16 protein-coding genes are annotated in these 16,369 nt (G+C 69.2%); 6 read left to right on the forward strand and 10 right to left on the reverse strand.

Annotated features, from left to right (window positions below; genetic code table 11):
- Window positions 1-37: 37 nt before the first annotated feature.
- A complete protein-coding gene (locus ACLJQ7_RS20700; RefSeq protein WP_007031477.1) occupies window positions 38-739 on the reverse strand; it encodes an IclR family transcriptional regulator in 702 nt (233 codons plus the stop codon).
- 79 nt (window positions 740-818) lie between these two features.
- Between ACLJQ7_RS20700 and leuC the strand changes: the two genes are divergently transcribed.
- From leuC to ACLJQ7_RS20715, 3 genes are all read left to right on the forward strand, one after another.
- Complete coding sequence (gene leuC, locus ACLJQ7_RS20705) at window positions 819-2,237, forward strand: 3-isopropylmalate dehydratase large subunit (protein WP_410649857.1); 1,419 nt, start codon at window positions 819-821, stop codon at window positions 2,235-2,237.
- 49 nt (window positions 2,238-2,286) lie between these two features.
- Window positions 2,287-2,889: a 3-isopropylmalate dehydratase small subunit gene (gene leuD, locus ACLJQ7_RS20710; protein WP_410649858.1), complete on the forward strand. Its 603-nt coding sequence runs from the start codon at window positions 2,287-2,289 to the stop codon at window positions 2,887-2,889.
- Between the two features lie 253 nt (window positions 2,890-3,142).
- Entirely contained in the window at window positions 3,143-3,808 is a 666-nt protein-coding gene (locus ACLJQ7_RS20715) for an HU family DNA-binding protein (RefSeq protein WP_410649859.1), read from the forward strand.
- Window positions 3,809-4,600: 792 nt separating this feature from the next.
- On the opposite strand, the gene ACLJQ7_RS20720 is transcribed toward ACLJQ7_RS20715, so the two are convergent.
- The 3 genes from ACLJQ7_RS20720 to cofC are packed head-to-tail and all read right to left on the reverse strand — an operon-like array spanning window position 4,601 to window position 8,521.
- Window positions 4,601-5,536 (reverse strand): NUDIX hydrolase, encoded by a 936-nt coding sequence (locus ACLJQ7_RS20720; RefSeq protein WP_410649860.1) that lies wholly within the window; start codon window positions 5,534-5,536, stop codon window positions 4,601-4,603.
- Window positions 5,533-7,833 (reverse strand): RNA degradosome polyphosphate kinase, encoded by a 2,301-nt coding sequence (locus tag ACLJQ7_RS20725; protein WP_410649861.1) that lies wholly within the window; start codon window positions 7,831-7,833, stop codon window positions 5,533-5,535. Before ACLJQ7_RS20725 ends, ACLJQ7_RS20720 begins: the two co-directional genes overlap by 4 nt.
- Before the next feature lie 58 nt (window positions 7,834-7,891).
- Window positions 7,892-8,521, reverse strand: a complete 630-nt coding sequence (gene cofC, locus ACLJQ7_RS20730; RefSeq protein WP_410650284.1) for a 2-phospho-L-lactate guanylyltransferase — start codon at window positions 8,519-8,521, stop codon at window positions 7,892-7,894.
- A 66-nt stretch (window positions 8,522-8,587) separates the two neighbouring features.
- Here cofC and ACLJQ7_RS20735 point away from each other — a divergent pair, with 66 nt between their 5' ends.
- From ACLJQ7_RS20735 to ACLJQ7_RS20745, 3 genes are all read left to right on the forward strand, one after another.
- Window positions 8,588-9,331, forward strand: coding sequence for a lysophospholipid acyltransferase family protein (locus ACLJQ7_RS20735; RefSeq protein ID WP_410649862.1), 744 nt, complete (start codon window positions 8,588-8,590; stop codon window positions 9,329-9,331).
- Window positions 9,331-10,344: an NAD(P)H-dependent glycerol-3-phosphate dehydrogenase gene (locus ACLJQ7_RS20740; RefSeq protein WP_410649863.1), complete on the forward strand. Its 1,014-nt coding sequence runs from the start codon at window positions 9,331-9,333 to the stop codon at window positions 10,342-10,344. Before ACLJQ7_RS20735 ends, ACLJQ7_RS20740 begins: the two co-directional genes overlap by 1 nt.
- A gap of 193 nt (window positions 10,345-10,537) precedes the next feature.
- Window positions 10,538-11,017: a cysteine dioxygenase gene (locus tag ACLJQ7_RS20745; protein WP_410649864.1), complete on the forward strand. Its 480-nt coding sequence runs from the start codon at window positions 10,538-10,540 to the stop codon at window positions 11,015-11,017.
- A gap of 73 nt (window positions 11,018-11,090) precedes the next feature.
- Here the strand turns inward: ACLJQ7_RS20745 and ACLJQ7_RS20750 are convergent, their stop codons facing one another.
- The 6 genes from ACLJQ7_RS20750 to ACLJQ7_RS20775 all read right to left on the reverse strand — a co-directional run bounded on the left by ACLJQ7_RS20750 (window position 11,091) and on the right by ACLJQ7_RS20775 (window position 16,339).
- Window positions 11,091-12,104 (reverse strand): asparaginase, encoded by a 1,014-nt coding sequence (locus ACLJQ7_RS20750; protein ID WP_410649865.1) that lies wholly within the window; start codon window positions 12,102-12,104, stop codon window positions 11,091-11,093.
- 479 nt (window positions 12,105-12,583) lie between these two features.
- The gene (locus ACLJQ7_RS20755) at window positions 12,584-13,408 is read right to left on the reverse strand and encodes a class I SAM-dependent methyltransferase (RefSeq protein WP_410649866.1); all 825 of its coding nucleotides are present in this window, start codon (window positions 13,406-13,408) and stop codon (window positions 12,584-12,586) included.
- The gene (locus ACLJQ7_RS20760) at window positions 13,405-13,785 is read right to left on the reverse strand and encodes a VOC family protein (RefSeq protein WP_410649867.1); all 381 of its coding nucleotides are present in this window, start codon (window positions 13,783-13,785) and stop codon (window positions 13,405-13,407) included. Before ACLJQ7_RS20760 ends, ACLJQ7_RS20755 begins: the two co-directional genes overlap by 4 nt.
- A gap of 42 nt (window positions 13,786-13,827) precedes the next feature.
- Window positions 13,828-14,565 carry an FAD:protein FMN transferase gene (locus ACLJQ7_RS20765; protein WP_410649868.1) on the reverse strand — a complete coding sequence of 246 codons (738 nt, stop codon included), beginning with the start codon at window positions 14,563-14,565 and terminating at the stop codon, window positions 13,828-13,830.
- Complete coding sequence (locus ACLJQ7_RS20770) at window positions 14,562-14,975, reverse strand: FMN-binding protein (RefSeq protein ID WP_410649869.1); 414 nt, start codon at window positions 14,973-14,975, stop codon at window positions 14,562-14,564. The genes ACLJQ7_RS20765 and ACLJQ7_RS20770 overlap by 4 nt, the downstream gene beginning before the upstream one ends.
- Before the next feature lie 17 nt (window positions 14,976-14,992).
- Complete coding sequence (locus tag ACLJQ7_RS20775) at window positions 14,993-16,339, reverse strand: ferric reductase-like transmembrane domain-containing protein (RefSeq protein WP_410649870.1); 1,347 nt, start codon at window positions 16,337-16,339, stop codon at window positions 14,993-14,995.
- Window positions 16,340-16,369 lie beyond the last annotated feature (30 nt).

Below are 16,369 nucleotides of genomic sequence, written 5' to 3' on the forward strand. Positions count from 1 at the left end.
CCCCTGCAGCCGCAGGGGGCCTTCACTCGTTTCGAGCTCAGAGACGCTCCTGCAGCGCGTCCGCGGCGGCGAGGAGGTCCGCGGCCCAGCGCGCCCCCGGTTTACGCCCTATGCGTTCGATGGGCCCGGAAACCGACACCGCGGCGACGACGGTGCCCGTCGAATCCCGTACCGGCGCCGAGACACTCGCCACACCGGGTTCCCGCTCCGCCACGCTCTGGGCCCAGCCGCGGCGGCGGACTTCGAGCAGGGTGCGCTCCCCGTACACCGCCTCGGTGAGGATCGTGCGCTGGGTGTGCGGGTCCGACCACGCGGCGAGCACCTTCGCGCCGGAGCCCGCGGTCATCGGCAGCCGTGAACCGATCGGCACCGTGTCACGGAGCCCGCTGGGCGGCTCCGCGGTCGAAACGCAGACGCGCTGGACGCCGTCGCGGCGGTACAGCTGAACGCTTTCGCCGGTGATGTCGCGCAATTTCGGCAGCACCGAACTCGCCGCGTCGAGCAGCGGGTCGGTCGAACCGCCCGCCAGTTCCGCGAGCGCGGTGCCCGGACGCCAGCGCCCGTCGGGGCCGCGGCGCAACAGGCGATGCACTTCGAGGCCGACCGCGAGCCGATGCGCCGTCGCGCGCGGCAAACCGGTCCGCGTGCACAGTTCCGCCAGGCCACAAGGATCTTCGGCCACGGCCTGAAGCACGGCCACGGCCTTGTCGAGTACTCCGATACCGCTATGCTGTCCCACAAGCCGATACTATCTTCCCGAAGTTTGAGATGTCCAGATGGTGGGAAGTACCGATTTCACCGCATGTGAGGAGCCGGAAATGCCCCGGACACTGGCCGAGAAAGTGTGGGAGTCGCACCTGGTGCGGCGCGGCGAGGGGGCCGAGCCCGATCTGCTCTACATCGATCTCCATCTGCTGCACGAGGTCACCAGCCCGCAGGCGTTCGACGGACTCCGCCTGGCGGGCCGGAAACTGCGCCGCCCCGACCTCACCATCGCGACCGAGGACCACAACGTCCCGACGATCGACATCGAGCTGCCGATCGCGGATCCCGTGTCCCGCACCCAGGTCGACACCCTTCGCGCCAACTGCAAGGAGTTCGGCGTCCGGCTGCACCCGATGGGCGACGCCGAGCAGGGCATCGTGCACGTCATCGGCCCGCAGCTGGGCCTGACGCAGCCCGGGATGACCGTGGTGTGCGGCGACAGTCACACCTCGACGCACGGGGCCTTCGGCGCCATGGCGTTCGGCATCGGCACCTCCGAGGTCGAACACGTGATGGCCACGCAGACGCTGCCGCTCCGTCCATTCAAGACGATGGCGATCACGGTCGATGGCAAACTGCGCCCCGGTGTCACGGCGAAGGACGTCATCCTCGCGGTGATCGCGAAGATCGGCACCGGCGGCGGCCAGGGCTACGTGCTCGAGTACCGCGGCGAAGCCATCGAAAAGCTGTCGATGGAAGCCCGGATGACGGTGTGCAACATGTCCATCGAAGCCGGCGCGCGCGCCGGGCTCATCGCGCCGGACGAGACGACGTTCGCGTATCTGAAGGGCCGTCCGCACGCTCCGCAGGGCGCCGACTGGGACGCCGCCGTCGAAAACTGGCGCGAACTGCGCACCGACGACGACGCCGTCTTCGACGCCGAGGTGCGGCTGAACGCCGACGAGCTCACGCCTTTCGTGACCTGGGGCACGAACCCGGGCCAGGGGCTCCCGCTGGGCGCCGAGGTGCCCGACCCGGAGCGGATCGGCGACGAGAACGAGCGCATCGCCGCTGAGAAGGCCCTGTCCTATATGGACCTGAAACCGGGCACGCCGCTGCGCGAGATCGCGGTGGACACCGTCTTCCTCGGCTCGTGCACGAACGGCCGGATCGAGGATCTGAGGGCCGCCGCGGACGTCCTGCGCGGGCACAGGGTCGCCGACTCGGTCCGGATGCTCGTCGTCCCCGGCTCGATGCGCGTCCGCCAGGCGGCCGAAGCCGAAGGGCTGGACCGGGTCTTCACCGAAGCGGGCGCGGAATGGCGTCAGGCGGGCTGCTCGATGTGCCTCGGCATGAACCCGGATCAGCTCAAGCCGGGCGAGCGGAGCGCGTCGACGTCGAACCGCAACTTCGAAGGCAGGCAGGGCAAGGGCGGCCGTACGCACCTGGTCTCGCCGCTCGTCGCGGCCGCCACGGCCGTGCGGGGCACGCTGTCCAGCCCCGAAGACCTGCAGCCCGCCGTCGCTCGCTGACGGCGCTGACGGCACTGACATCGCTGACATCCGCGAAGGAGTTCCCAACATGGACGCGTTCACCCACCACACCGGCGTCGGGGTCCCGCTGCGCAGGTCCAACGTGGACACTGACCAGATCATCCCGGCGGTCTACCTCAAGCGCGTGAGCCGCACCGGCTTCGAGGACGGACTCTTCGCCGCCTGGCGTTCCGACGAGTCGTTCATCCTCAACCAAGAGCCCTTCAAGAACGGGTCGGTCCTGGTCGCGGGCCCGGACTTCGGCACCGGTTCCTCCCGCGAGCACGCGGTGTGGGCCTTGATGGACTACGGATTCCGGGTCGTGATCTCCTCCCGGTTCGCGGACATCTTCCGCGGCAACTCGGGCAAGCAGGGCCTTGTCGCCGCTCAGGTCGAGCAGGCGGACGTCGAACTGCTGTGGAAGCTGCTCGAAAACGAGCCCGGGACGGAGGTCACGGCGGACCTCGAGTCGAAGACGGTACGAGCCAAGGACTTCACCGCGCCCTTCCAGATCGACGACTACACCCGCTGGCGGCTCCTCGAAGGGCTCGACGACATCGCCCTGACACTCCGCCACGCGGAGGAGATCGACACTTTCGAGACCCAGCGCCCCTCCTGGAAGCCGGTGACCCTCCCGGCGGCCCACTCCTAAGGCCGGCCGAAGGGGGCGGATTCCCTTGCTGAGCAGGGAATCCGCACCCCGGCCGGGGTCCTCCACACCAGCCCCGAAACCACACCGAACGGCACCTCGAGAGGCCCTGAAGGGGTCCCTCGGGAGGCGGAACAGCCCCCGAGACAAGGGAAATTTCCGCGCGTCGTTTGGAATTTGTGCTGCATTGGTAATACCGTGTGCGCTAAGTCGGCCGACGGGGCCGTGTACAAGTAGTTCTTCTTGGAGGACTGGAATGGCCAACAAGGCCCAGCTGATCGAGGCGCTGTCGGAGCGCCTGGGCGACAAGAAGGTCGCGTCGGAGGCCGTCGATGGCCTTGTCGACATCATCATCCGGACGGTCAACAAGGGCGAGAAGGTGAACATCACCGGCTTCGGTGTGTTCGAGAAGCGCGCCCGCGCCGCCCGCACCGCGCGGAACCCGCGCACCGGTGAGACCGTTCGCGTCAAGAAGACCAACGTGCCCGCGTTCCGCGCCGGCACGACCTTCAAGGACGTCATCAGTGGTTCGAAGAAGCTGCCGAAGGCCACCGCTGTGAAGCGCGCGACCGCCGGCACCGCCACTCGCACCACCGCCACCCGCGCGACGACGACCCGGACGGCCGCCAGCCGCCCGGCCGCGACGCGTTCCACGACCACGCGGACCCGCGCCGCCGCCACGTCGACGCGTGCCGCCGCGAAGCCGGCCGCCAAGGCGACCGCGACCAAGACGGCGGCCAAGACGACCGCCGCCAAGGCCGCGCCGAAGACCGCCGCCAAGGCCACGACTCGCGCCACCACGGCCAAGAAGGCGACCGCCACCAAGGCCGCCGCGAAGCCGGCCGCCAAGGCGACCGCTGCCAAGGCTCCCGCGAAGAAGGCTCCGGCCAAGCGGACTTCGGCCGCCGCGAAGAAGAAGTAAGCTCTCTCGTCACGAGCGAGCCAACGGCAGGGCCCCGCGCACGGCGCGGGGCCCTGCCGCATTTTCCGGCCGGTATGCCGTGCGGCCGCCTGGTTTCCCCCGACGCGCTCGCTTCGGGCGTCTTGGGGATTCATGTCCCGGAATGGATCCGCGGCCGCTCAGTGGCGGATGTGACGCGATTCTCGTGCCAGTGAGCGAAGTCGCGGAAAAGAATCCGCTTCGACCCGGCTTCACCCCGATGGACGCGCCTTTCCGGTGGCTGGCTCCACAGTGGAGCGATGAGCGCGGGTTCGCGTCGACACAGCCGGAGTAGGCGCGTCACCCACGTGGGGGAGCCGCACGGCTTTTGCTGTGTCCAGACGCCGAACACCTGTGATCAAAGATGGAACTCACGTGATGGAGGCCGTAACTCACGTGATCAAAGACGGAACTCACGTGATCGAAGCCGTAACTCGCGTGATCGGAGCCGTAGCTCGCGTGACTGGAAGACGAACTCGTGAGTTACGGCTCCGAGCACGCGTGATACGGCTCCAGTCACGCGAGTTACGGCTCCAAGCACGCGTGTTCGGTGAATAGGCGCAGGCGAAGCGTGGGGTTGGGCAGGCCCCGGCCTCGCTCAGCAGGAGTTGCGAAAGCCACTTTCGCAACCTTCAACGTTGCGAAAGTGGCTTTCGCAACGTGGGGTGGCGGGCAGACAGGGCCCAGCCAGTCTCAAATCCCCCTGTAGCGCGTGAAGGCCCCCTTCCCTCGGCTCAGTCGAGGGAAGGGGGCCTTCACGCGCAAAGCGAAGCGTCAGGGGTGGGCGGGAGCGGGCGTGGGCAAAGGCGACGCGAAGTAGTCCGCGGCCACCAGCACCGGCCCGTCCTGTTCGGTCGGCGCCCGGAACGACAGCACCCAGAACGAACCCTTCTTCGACGGCACCTGACCGCCGCGCGCGGCGGTCAGGTCGACGCCGTCGCGGTCGGCCAGCGCGCTGACGACGTCCGGGATCACCCCGCCCTGGCTGGAGATCACCGGCGTCCCGCCGTCACCCGCGATGGCCAGCAGCCGCGCGACCCCGAGCACCGGGTCCGGCCAGTAGCCCTCTTCCGACAGCAGCGGCTCGTGCCGGACCTCGACCCCGAGGTCTTCGGCGAGCCCGTTCACCGTCTGGACGCAACGAAGCCGCGGCGCCGAAAGCACCCTGCCTGGCGCGTAGTGCCGCAGCAGGGAACGCAGCGCTTCGGCCTGGCGCTGGCCCGCGTCCGACAGCGGCCGCAGATCGTCGTCGCCGTTCCACTCGTCGCGTTTTCCCGCTTTGGCGTGCCGCACCAGGATCACCGTGGTGAGTTCGGGCGGCAGCGCGGAGAACTCGCGCAGCACCCGGACGTCCTCGGGCCGGGTCAGCAGTTTCTCCGCCGCTTCCGCGTCGAGCCAGCGCAGCTCGTCGACTTCCTCGTTCGGCTCGAAAGCGCCGGAAACGGCGTGCGCGGAGAAGTAGTCGACGGTCTTCGGCGCGCCCGCCACGGTGTATTCGGTCCGGACCAGATAGCGGCCGAGCACCGCGTCGAATCCGGTCTCCTCTTCGATCTCCCGGACCGCCGCGCCCGCGATGGTCTCGCCCGGATCCAGCTTTCCCTTCGGCAGCGACCAATCGTCGTAGCGCGGCCGGTGGACCAGCGCGACCTCGATCCGGTCCCGGTCACGACGCCAGAGAACGGCCCCAGCCGCCCGGATGACCCCGCTCATCCCGCCGCCCCGTGCCGCTTCGCCAGCTCGACCTGGTGGTCGCGGACGTCGTCGCCGGAGGCGGGGAACGGGCTCCACTCGCCGGTCGAGTTCAGCACCCAGCATCGGGTCGAGGGGTGCAGCGCGGATTCGAAGATGTAGTCCAGTTGCGCCGTCAGCTTCGGATCCTTGACCCGCACCAGCGCCTCGATCCGGCGGTCCAGGTTGCGGTGCATCATGTCCGCGCTGCCGATCCACCGCGTACCGCCCGCGAGGAAGGTGAAAACGCGCGAGTGCTCCAGGAAGCGGCCGAGGATGGACCGCACGTGGATGTTCTCGCTCAGTCCCTCCACACCCGGTTTCAGCGAGCAGATCCCGCGCACCACGATGTCGACCGGCACCCCGGCCTGCGAAGCGTGGTACAGCGCGTCGATCACCTGCTCGTCGACGAGCGAGTTGCACTTGATCCGGATCCCGGCGGTCTGGCCGGCGCGGGCGAGTTCGATCTCTTCGCCGATCGCGCGCACGATGCCGCGGCGGATCCCGTGCGGCGACGTGAGGATGTTGCGGTAGGTGTCCTGGCGGGAGTACCCGGTCAGCACGTTGAACAGATCCGTCAGGTCCGCGCCGATCGTCGGGTCCGCGGTCAGGATGCCGAGGTCCTCGTACAGCCGCGCGGTCTTCGGGTTGTAGTTGCCGGTGCCGATGTGGCAGTAGCGGCGGATGGTCGAACCCTCCTGGCGCACCACCATCGACACCTTGCAGTGCGTCTTGAGCCCGACGAGCCCGTAGACCACGTGCACGCCCGCGCGTTCCAGCGTGCGGGCCCAGGTGATGTTGGCCTGTTCGTCGAACCGTGCCTTGATCTCGACCAGCGCGACGACCTGTTTGCCCGCCTCGGCGGCGTCGATCAGCGCGTCGACGATCGGGGAGTCGCCGGAGGTGCGGTACAGCGTCTGCTTGATCGCCAGCACCTTGTCGTCCGCGGCGGCCTGTTCGATGAACCGCTGGACGCTGGTGGAGAACGAGTCGTACGGGTGGTGCACGAGGACGTCGCCCTCGCGCAGCGTCGCGAACACCGACTTCGGCGTCTCGCGCTCACCGAACGCCGGATGCGTGGCGGGAACGAAAGGGCGGTCCTTGAGTTCCTTCCGGTCGACCCCGGACAACTGGTGCAGACAGGTGAGATCCAGCAGACCGGGGACCTCGACGACGTCGCGCGGGTCGACCTCCAATTCGCGCAGCAGCAGTTCGAGCATGTGCTCGCTCATGTCCTGCGCCACTTCGAGCCGCACCGGCGGGCCGAACCGGCGCTGGGCCAGTTCGCGTTCCAGCGCTTGGAGAAGATCCTCGTCCCGGTCTTCCTCGACCTCGAAGTCCGCGTTGCGGGTGACCCGGAACGCGTGGTGCTCGGTCACCTCCATGCCGGTGAACAGCTCGCCGAGATGGGCGGCGATCAGTTCCTCCAGCGGAAGGAACGTCGCGGTGCGGCTCTCCCGCGGCTGCTGCTCGATCCGCATCAGGCGCGGCACGTTGCTCGGCACCTTGACCCGCGCGAACCGCTCCGTGCCCGCTTCGGGGTCCCGGACGGTGATGGCCAGGTTGAGCGAAAGGCCGGAAATGTAGGGGAACGGGTGCGCGGGATCCACGGCCAGCGGTGTGAGCACCGGGAAGATCTGCTCGCTGAAGTAGTTGGACAGCCGGAGCTGGTCGGCGCCGGTCAGGTCGTTCCAGCCGACGATGAGGATGTCCTCTTCCGCCAGCTGCGGCCGCAGGTGCAGTTCGAAGGCGTTCGTGTGCCGCTCGACCAGGTCCTGGTTGCGTTTGGCGATGTAGGCCAGCTGTTCGCGCGGGGTGAGCCCGTCCGCGCTGCGGACCGGGAGCCCGGTCTCGTCGCGGCGTTTCAGCCCGGCGACCCGCACCATGTAGAACTCGTCCAAATTGGACGCGAAGATCGCCAGGAACTTGGCGCGTTCCAGGAGCGGCTGCGACTCGTCCTCGGCCAGCGCGAGCACGCGCGCGTTGAAGTCCTGCCATGACAGCTCACGGTTGAAGTACCGGTCGTCGGGCAGGGTTTCGACGGCGGTGGGCGCCGAAGTCACCGCGGGAGGCGCGGCGGGCAGCGTGCGGAACTCCTGCGCGGGACGGCTCGCCGAACCGCCGCGCGTCGCGCGCGGGGTGGTCTTCGCCGCTGGAGTGGTCTTCCGCGCCCTGGCGGGTTTCGCCGTGCCGTTGTCCGGTTCCGGTTTCGCGGCGGAGGTCTTCCGCTTCCTTGCCGAGTTCGGGGTGCCGCCGTCATTTGTGCTCACGGGCTTCATTGTTCACCACTCGGGGCGATTATGTGCGCCGCGCGCGGGTCGCCAGGGTGAACTCTCGTCACATCACCACGCAGGGTGTTCCCAACAGCGTTGAAGTGCGCTTTCCGGCACCCAGGGTGCGAACGTGAGCGAGATCATCCGCGGTGTCCACGTCGGCCCTGAGCGATTCCGCGGCGATCGTGAGCGGGGTCGCACCGGAAGCGGTGTGCGCCCGCGCGGAACCGGCGCCGAACCGAGGTTCCAACGCGCGGCCCGCGCCCGCCAGCAACAGGGTCGTGCCCGTTCCCTGCCGGTCCGCGACGAACGCCCGATGCCCGGCCGCCTCGGCGAGGGCGGCGGTGAGGTCTTCGGTCCGCAGCGCGGGGAGGTCGGCCTGCAGCGCGCCGACGAGAGCGGACGGCGTGTCCCGGCGCAGCAGCTCTTCGCCGTAACGCAGGGCCGCGTTCAATCCGCCACGCGACGGTTCGGTGACGATCTCGACGCCCAGCTCGGTGAGATCCGCCACCGACGCCGGGTCGGCGGCGACCACGAGCACCCGGCGGACCCCGTCCGCCGAGGTCGCCGCGGACAGCGTGTCGTAGGCCAGCGCCAGCACCAGTTCGGGGTGCCGCTCGGGCACGACCGCGCCGCGAAGCCGGGACTTGCCCTCGGCGGGGCGTTTCATCGGCACGATCAGGTCGAAGCCCACACTGTCCACATCTGCATTCTTACCCGACCCTCCCTGGACCGCGCTCGGCTGCGCGCGGCAGGATCAGTGGCCTGGGACGACACGTGTGACTTCGAGGAGGACGAATTGGCCCGGCGTGAGAAGGGTGGCATCTGGGTGGGCATCGCCGCCGCACTGTTCTACCCGGCGACGGCCATCGGCAAGCGGATCTACCGCAACGTCGAGCGGATCCCCCGCGAAGGTGGCGCGCTGCTCCTGCTCAACCACGTGTCCCACATGGACCCGGCGGTGGACGCGGTGTTCGTGCACCGCCAGAAGCGGGTGCCGCGGTTCCTCGGCAAGGAGAGCCTGACCAGGGCACCGCTCTTCGGCAAGATCTTCGTCGGCGCCGGCCAGATCCCCGTCTCGCGCGGTTCGGCCGCCGCCGGTGACAGCCTCAAGGCCGCCCACCAGGCGTTGCGTGACGGCAAGGTCGTCGTGATCTATCCGGAGGGGACGATCAGCAAGGACCCGGACGGCTGGCCGAAGAAGCCGTTCACCGGGGCGGCGCGGCTCGCGCTGGAGACCGACGTGCCGGTGATCCCGATCGCCCGCTGGGGCACGAACCACATCTTCAACGGCTACACGAAGAAGTTCACGCCGTTCCCGCGCAAGACGATCACGCACCTGGTCGGCGAGCCGCTGGACCTTTCCGCGTACAAGAACGGTTCGACCCGCAGCGCGTCCAAGCTGCGCGAGGTCACCGAGCTGATGATGACCGAGATCACCGCGCTGCTCGCGGAGATCCGCCAGGAGGAACCGCCCGCGAAGAAACCGGAGGACGACGCCTGATGGCCGAGGTCCAGCGGGTGACCGTGCTCGGCGCCGGCTCGTGGGGGACGGCGTTCGCGAAGGTGCTCGGCGACGCCGGACGCGACGTGACCATCTGGGCCCGGCGGCCCGAGGTCGCGGCCGACATCCGGGAACGGCATCGCAATTCGTCCTATCTACCCGATATCGAACTGCCGGAGCGGATCACCGCGACGGCGGACCCGGCCGAGGCCCTCGACGGCGCGCAGGCCGTGGTGCTCGCGGTGCCGAGCCAGACGTTGCGGACCAATCTGTCGGAGTGGTCCGGTCTGCTGCCCTCCGACGCGATCCTGGTGAGTCTCGCGAAGGGCGTCGAACTGGGCACGCTCAAGCGGATGAGCGAGGTCATCGCCGAGATCGCCCGCGTCGACGCCGGGCAGATCGTGGTCGTGTCCGGGCCGAACCTGGCGAAGGAGATCGCGCTGGGGCAGCCGGCGGCGGCGGTGCTGGCCTGCACCGACCACGACAACGCCAAGGCGATCCAGCAGGCGAGCTTCAACCAGTACTTCCGGCCGTACACCAACACCGACGTCGTCGGCTGCGAGCTGGGCGGGGCGTGCAAGAACGTCATCGCGCTCAGCTGCGGGATGGCGGCCGGGCTCGGGCTCGGCGCGAACACCGTGGCCACCCTGATCACCCGCGGGCTGGCCGAGATGGCCCGGCTCGGCGCGAAACTGGGCGCCGACCCGCTGACCTTCGCCGGGCTCGCCGGCGTGGGCGACCTGGTGGCGACGTGCTCGTCGCCGTTGTCGCGGAACCGGACCTTCGGCGAGCGGCTCGGCCGGGGCGAGACGCTGGAGCAGGCGCTCGCGGCCACCGGCGGACAGGTCGCCGAGGGCGTCAAATCGTGCACGTCGATCCGGGAGCTCGCGATGGGCCTCGGTGTCGACATGCCGATCACCGACGCGATGCACCGCGTCTGCCACGAAGGGGTCGACCCGCGGCGCGCGGGAGCCGAACTGCTCGGACGGTCGCAGAAGCACGAGTGGTCCTGATCAGTCCACGCAGTGAGAGCGGTTGACCGCCGGGCTCCGTGCTGGTTCGCTGGGCGCATGTTCGCACGTGGGATGACTGTGTCGCGGGGCCTCTCGGGTCTTGGCGCCGTCTCGTGTGCGTCGTGTCGCTGTTGTCGGTGAACCAAGCCCCCGGCCCAGCTCGACACCTTCTTTCCTTTGCGAGGACCTCTTCATGTTCGCCGTCCCGGACAACACGCTCGTCATTCCCGAAAACCCCGCCCTGCGCCACCCGGTGCGTGTCGCGCTCGAGTTCGCCGCGGATCGTGACCGCTGGCGCCACCTGCTGCGTTACGACCCCGAGGAGCGTTTCTCCGCGCTCGTCGACGCGGACGAACTGCAGGAGATCTGGCTGATGAGCTGGCTGCCCGGCCAGCGCACCGACCTGCACGACCACGAATTCGCCGCGGGCGCGTTCACCGTGGTCAGCGGGAAGCTGAGCGAGACCGTCGCCCGGCGCGCCGTCGACGGGCGGGCCGTGACCGAGCTGCATTCGCTGTCGGAGGGCCAGTCTCGCGTCTTCGGCCCCGGCTACGTCCACGAAGTGCGCAACGACGGCCCGGATCCCGCCGTCAGCGTGCACGTCTACCGGCACCGGCCCCGCGCGATGCGGCCGTACCACCTGGACCCGGTCTCGGGCCCGGTACGGGCCTGATACCTCCCGCATTTCGTCCTCTGAATGCGGTCCTTGCGCGTGCATCTACCGCGTTCAGAGGACGAAACGCGGCTCAGGCGAGGTCGCCCCGGAGCCGGAATTCGGCCTCGACGCGGTCTCGCGAAGCGCCGGTGGCGAGCAGGGTGTGCAGCAGGAGCCGTGATTTGCGCGGGTCCAGCCAGCCCGCCATGGTCGCGCCCATCGCGATCAGATCCGATTCGGAACCGCGGAAGCCGTAGGTGCCGCGGAACGTCGGCCCGGCGCCGGTGCGGCCGGCGACCACGATTGGCACCTCGGGCAGGACCCGCTCGATCACCTCGGCGGACCCCGCCGAAACGTGCCCGGCGCCGTTCGCGGCGAGCACCACGCCCTTCACCCCGGCCTTGACCAGCGTTTCCAGGAGCTCACCGGTGTCCTCGACACCGCTCTCGACGATCGGCACCAGTCCCGAGAAGTCCGCGTCCGCCAAGGACAACGCGGCCGGGCGGGCGGCGACCGGGTGGAAGTAGTGCACCAGGCCCTCACTGAGCAGCGCGAGCGGCCCGGCGGGATTCGAGGAGAACGCCTCGACGTGGCTCGAATGCGTCTTGCGGACCCAGCGCGCGGCGTGGACGTCGTCGTTGAACGCGACCAGCGAGCCGCGGCCCCGGCTGCGGGGATCGGCGGCGACGGTCAGCGCGGCCAGCAGGTTCCCCGCGCCGTCGGCGCTGGGCAGGCTGGGATTGCGCATCGCGCCGGTGATCACGATCGGCGCGTCGGAAGCCCACGTCAGTTCGAAGAAGTACGCGGTCTCTTCGAGCGTGTCCGTGCCCTGGACCACGACGACACCTTCAGCGCCTTCGTCGACCGCCTTGGCCGCCCAATCCCGCGTCCTGATCAGGGTCGCGAAATCCATCGAGGCACTGGAAATCCCCGCGAGCGTCTCCGCGCGGACGTCCATCTCGAGGTTCTCGCCCAGGTCACCGAGCAGGTCGGCGGCGGTGAGCCGGGGGACGGCGTGGTCTTCGCCGTCGCCGGGGACCATCGAAATGGTGCCGCCCAGGGCGGCGACGGCGACAAGGGGCCGTTTCTCAGGGGAGACGCTCATGCGGACATTCTTCCAAAGTCTCGTGAGTGGTAAGGACGGTTCTATTGAGGGGTAAGGCAAACGTGTCGTGTCGGGTGGACGGTCCGTGAAGGCCTCCTTGAGGGACCCAGAGTCCCTCAAGGAGGCCTTCACGGACTTCGGATCGCCATCCGCAGCCCCAGCAACACCACCAAGCCCCACAAGTCACAACGACTGCGCGTGAAGGCCCCCCTTCCCCCGGCTCAGCCGACGAAACTCGACCTTCGCACCTTCCCGAAGTACATGAAGGCCCCCTTCCTTGCGCCTAGGTACAGGAAGGGGGCCTTCATGTACTTGCAGGCCACTTATCGAGGGGTAAGTCAATTTGGCGTGGCGGCCTCCCTTGTCACGGTCGCGGCTGGCCGTGAAGGCCTCCTTCCCTACCCTGACGGTAGGGAAGGGCCCTTCACTACTCACCGTGTGATCACTGGTGCCATTGGGACAGTTGTGACGTCCGAGGCTCAGGCCGCCTTCACGGCCTCGATCGTGAAACTGGCCGCCAGCCGCCGAGGCTCCTCCGTCAGCCGCCATTCCTCGGTCGCCTCGTTCAGGGTCATGAACCCGGGCAGCGCGTTCCACGGCACGCTGTCGTGTTCCACCAGCCGCGTCAGGGTCAGGCCAGCGTCGAGCAGCGAAGTGACGATCTCGCCGAGCCCGTGGTTCCACTCGTGCGTCCGGTTGTGCTCGAACGAAACGTCGGTGTCCACATAGGTCCCCGGTTCGTCGAAAATCAGCGGTTCGGCCTGCTCGAAGTACGGGTAGCGCGGCGTGATGAGCGGCTGCGTCTCGTCGAGGGTGCCCAGCATCGGGTGCATATCCCGGATGAACAGCCGTCCGCCCGGCTTCAGCAACTTCCCGGCGACCTGTCCCCAGCGGGCGATGTCGGGCAGCCAGCAGAGCGCGCCGATCCCCGTGTAGACGAGGTCGAACTCCCCGGCGCCCAGCACGTCGGCGGCACCGTACACATCGGACTCGTGGTAGTCGATCTCCGCGCCGGTCTCGGCGGCCAGCCGCCGCGCGATCTCCAGCGCGGGCGCGGAGAAGTCGAGGCCGGTCATCCGGGCGCCGAGGCGGGACAGGGACAGCGTGTCCGTGCCGATATGGCACTGCAGGTGCACGCCACGGGCGCCGGAAACGTCACCGAGCAGCGGCCGGTCGAAGGTGACCACGCCGCTGAGGTGCGTGGGATTCGCGACGAACTTCTCGTAGCCGTAGTCCGCCGAAGCGGCGTGTGCCGGAGCGCGTTCGTCCCAGTTCGCCCGGTTGACGGTCAGGTAGTCCGTCACGAGGTCGCGGCCTTTTCGGCGGCGCTGCGCAGCACGCAGAATTCGTTGCCTTCGGGATCGCCGAGGACCGCCCAGCCGGTGCCGTCCGGATTTCGCCGGTCGTGCAGGAGGGTCGCGCCGAGTTCCAGCAGGCGCTCCACCTCCTCGTCGCGCGGGATGTCCGGCGTGAGGCAGAGGTGGATCCGGTTCTTCACCGTCTTCGGTTCCGGGACCTGCCCGAAGAACAACGTGACTCCGTTGTCCATCTCGATGATCGCCTCGGGATCGCCCGGCACGTCGTCGTCGGCCATCGGTTTGCCGACGACACCACTCCAGAACCGGCCCAGTTCGTAGGCGTCGGCGCAGTCGAAGAAGAAGTTCTGTACGACAGAGGTCATGACGCCGCAGTCTGCCTGAGCCCGCGAAACCCGGCCAACGGTTTAAGCGAGCCGCAGTCCGGGCGACCGGTGCACCTGCCGTTCCGCGTCGATGACCAGCACCTGGCACCCCGGTTGCGAGGCGACCCAGGCGATCCCCTCGGTCCCCATCGCGAAAGCGGCCGTGGCGAGGGAATCCGCGGTGACGAGGTCGCCGGCCGCGACCGTGACGCTGAGCAGCCCGACGGGCGGACGCCCGGTCCTTCCGTCCAGGATGTGCGCGCCGCGTTCGTATTCCGCCGAAGTCGCGACGGCGCCGCCGGACGACTCCACCACCGCGCAGACCGCGCCGGGCCGTTCGGGATGCCGGATGCCGACCCGCCAGGCGCGGCCGGGTTCCGGTTCGCCGGCGGTGACGACGTCCCCGCCGGCGTTGAGACAGAACACGTCCAAGCCCTCGGCCAGCAGCAGGGACGCCGCCCGTTGCACCGCCCAGCCCTTCACCACCGCGTTCGGATCGAGCCTTCGCCCGGGGAGCCGGGCGGTGAACGCCCCGCCGGACAACCGTTCGTAGTGATCACACAGCGAAAGGACTTCCAGGAGGTCGTCGCTCAGTTCGGAAGGCGCGAGTTCGCCGCGGTCGTAACGGCACACCTCACTGTCGGCCTTGAAGGGGCTGAACCGCGCGTCGACTTCCCGCAGCCAGCCGAAAACGCCGTCGATCGCGTGTTCGACGAGGGCGCCGCCCGCCCGGACGTCGACCGAGACCGGCAGCCCCATCACCTGTTCGACGCGGTTCATCTGGCGTCCAGCGCCGCCTGCAGCGAATCGACGTACGTCTCGCTCGTCGACGTGGCCCCGGAGACGGTGTCGATGTCGGCGCTCTGCGCGGTCAGCGTCTCCTCCTGCAGGATCGGGAGCGCGGCGACCCCGCGGCCGCTGGTCGGCCGTTGCAGCAGGCGGACTTCCGAGATCCTGTCCTCGGCCGAGATCACCAGCCGCACCTGGACGGTGCCGTACCGGTTGCTCTCCACCGAACCGTCGATGGTGCGCTCGGCACCCTCCGAGACGCCACCGTCCGAAGTAGACGAACTGGGCGCCGCGGCGACGGCCACGGTCTCCGAGCCGAGCGGGCCGGGTTCGTACCGCCAGACACCGAGGAAGCCGGCGGCCGAAAGGGCGACCGTGGCGGCGACGATGGTCTTTTTCATGATCGGGACTCCCTGAATCAGGCGGCGAGGCTGAAGCGTTCGGCGTGGACCTGCTGTGACGGCACGCGCAGCTCCCGCAGGCCGCGCAGGGTCGCCGAGGTCATCCCCGGCGGGCCGCAGACGAAGACGTCCCGGTCGGTGATGTCCGGCACCATCCGCCTCAGGTTGGGTGCGCCGAGGACCGGACCGGCCTGATCGGACGGTCCACTGAGGACTCGGACGACGGCGCCGCGTGCCCGCGCCAGGCCGATCAGCTCGGGCAGGAGGACGGCGTCGCGTTCGTCGCGGACGCGGTAGAGCACCACGACATGTCCGGAGATCTCCTCCAGCAGCGCGCGGACCGGGGTGATCCCGACGCCGCCCGCGACGAGCAGCGCGTCCGGTTTCTGTCGGTGCATCGTGGTGAACGCGCCGTACGGGCCTTCGGCGAACACCCGGGTGCCGACCTTCAGCGACCGCAGGGACGCGCTGCCGTCACCGGCGGCCTTCGCGGTGAGCCGGAGCGTGCGGCCGTCCGGTGCGGCCGAGAGCGAGAACGGGTTCGCCTGCCACCAGCGGTCCCGGGTCATGAAGCGCCACAGGAAGAACTGGCCCGCCCGCGCGGGCATCTTGTCGAGGTGCTTGCCGGAGATGTACACCGAGACGACGTCGTGGGATTCGGGGACGACGGCGACGACCTTCAGCCGGTGACGCAGGTTACGCGCCAGCGGCAGGACCACCCGGCCGGCGACGACGGAGCCGAGCGCGACGCCCCACACTGCCCACCAGTAGACCTGGGCTCCCGGCGACGACGCGAACGATCCGCCCAGGGCGATTTGATGGCTGAACGCCAGCACGACCGCCGCGTAGGTGTAGAGGTGGAGGAAGTGCCAGGTCTCGTACGCCAGACGGCGCCGGGCGAACCGGGCGGAAACGGCGCCGACGAGCAGGATCAGCGCGAACGCGACGACCGCGCGCAGGATCCCCTCCAGTGCGGTCACCATCGTGACGAACTCGTCGGCCACGCCGGTGTCTTCGACCTGCGCGTAGCCGAAGACGATGAACACGAAGTGGGCGAGCAGCGTCCACAGCAGGCCGAAGCCGGTCCAGCGGTGCCAGCCGGTGAGCCGGTCCATGCCGAGGCGGCGGTCGAGCCATGGCAGCCGGGCGACCAGCAGCAGCTGGAACGCCATCGCCAGCGCCCCGTACAGCCCGGCGAGCCTGCCGATGCCGATGAGCACGTTGTCCGACGGCCCGGCGGCGAAGAAGAGCGTGGTCACGGCGGCCACGTTGGCGCCGAGGAAGAGGAAGAGCCCGGCGCGCGCGGCGATCCTGGGACGGATCGCCGGGCGCGGTCTCGCGGCGGTCTGCGTCATGGTGGTCACACGTGGCCCCTTCCGGTCCGGTTCAACCGG

The organism is Amycolatopsis sp. cmx-4-54 (assembly GCF_046548895.1).
Lineage (GTDB): Bacteria > Actinomycetota > Actinomycetes > Mycobacteriales > Pseudonocardiaceae > Amycolatopsis.